Below are 1,977 nucleotides of genomic sequence, written 5' to 3' on the forward strand. Positions count from 1 at the left end.
ACAATTAGGTGGGCCAAGGCCAATCCTAACGGTACTGCAATAATCGCAGAAATGGCACCAAAGGCGAACAGTTGCAAGCCCCCCAAGGCAACCAACTCTTTGCCAGAAACACCCATGCATCTCAGCAGCGAGAAGTGTCTTTGACGAGAGAGTTCTCCTGCTAGGGTTGCAAAGAAAAGACCAAATACAGCAATGATAAGAGTAATGTTGCCTAGCGTGCCAGCGATTGCGAACGTGTGATCAAATACTCTCATGGCTTGATTGTAGATATTGCTGTTGTCGAATACGCGGTCTTGTGGCAATCGGAAGACATTTTCTAAACGATTCTTCAACCCTTCCCCATTCACGCTGTCTTTCAGCAATACGCCTAACCCTACGTTGCCCGTTCCGGCAAACGCATAAAGCCAGTTTCGGTGTGACATCATCACTTGGTTGTATGGGTTGCCATAATCGTAGTACACACCCACGACTTGCCAACCTTCACCCAGTGGCGCTTGCAGATCAATGTAATCGCCCGGACGAATATCCAGTTTGAGAGCCATAGATTCACTGACCATCAAGCTCTTAGTTTGATGCAGCTGATACCAGTAGTTTGGAACACCCAGCTTAACCGTTAGCGAATCTAGCTCCCCTTCAGAAGGGCCTGTGCTGACCACTTGCAACGCGCCATGCTCGGTAGGAACATCTTTTTCCCAGCGCCACCAAACCGATTCAACTTCTGGCTGATCTTGTAACCATGCGCTCATTCGCCCAGCCGAGTTGTTTGTTGGATAAATGTAGATATCTGCGGCCAAGCGTTGGCTTAACCATTTGTCAGTGGTGTCTCTAAAGCTACCCACCATGGTCTCAACACCAATATTCGCAGCGAGTGCCAACATAAACGCCATGGTTGCGACACCACGATAGCTCATGCTTGCCGCCGCATCAGCAAAGAACCAACGCACACGAACCCAGCGTAACGTGTATGAGAAGCTTTGGAACATGTGCCACATCAAAAACGGCATGAATAGAGCCACACTCACCAACATCAATGCGATAATGGCAAAACCCGTCTCTTGCGTTTTAGGTGCTTGGTAAACCGCAACCGCGGCTACACAGAAAGCACATGCCGCCAATGCTTGCCAAGAAAATTCTCTTCCTGCAAAGCGCATTAACGATAAACGCGAAGACAAACGAATTGGTTGCGATTTCAACAATCGAATCAGTGGCCACAAACAGGAAATCAGAGCGCCCATTGCCGACATAATCAAACTGTATAAACTCGACTGCCACGACCAACCGATAGTAAGGCCAACGTTGGCGTCATATAGATCGCTCAAACTGGAAGATACTGCAGGGATCAACTCGTTCGCCAACATGAGTCCAAAGAAGTTACCGCAAGCCCAAGCGACCAAAACGAGGATCGAGAGCTCAAGTAATAGCGCTTGCGCCAATTGGGTTCCATTCACACCGGTTTGACGCAAAATGCCGACTAATCGCTGACGCTGAATAAAAGACAATGACATCGCTTGATAGAAGATGAACAGTCCAACCAAAAACGACAACATCCCCATCGCGGTTAGGTTCATGTGGAATGCTTTGGTCAAAGATTCAAGCTCAGTACGAGTGTTTCGTACCAAGGTCATGCCATTTGGCAGTATGTTTTTTAATGCGATCAGTTTTTCTTCTGGCATCTCGCCACATGAAATCGCTGAAAGGCCCGAGCTTCGCTTCAACATTCTTAATAAAGAAATGTCGGTAACTAAACGTGTACCTGATAAGAGCTTGTTTTGATCCACTTGAACAGGACCAAGACGGCTGCCGTCATTCAACTCAATAAAGTCGCCGTCTTGCCAGTTCATGTAAGACGCCAAATCTTGACTGATCAAGATCGGATACGGCGGCTTCATCAAGGAGAGAACGGGCATCTCATTAAGTGACTTGCCGTGCTGAAGGGGGATCATTGCGACAGGATCGATGCCAACGAGCATCAAGTTC

General features: G+C 48.0%; 1 protein-coding gene. It reads right to left on the bottom strand.

What is annotated here, in order from left to right; translation table 11 throughout:
* A partial coding sequence (locus R8269_RS23575) for an ABC transporter permease (protein WP_318222699.1) occupies positions 1–1,977 on the bottom strand: 1,977 nt, incomplete at both ends.

This window comes from Vibrio sp. Vb0667 (assembly GCF_033391095.1).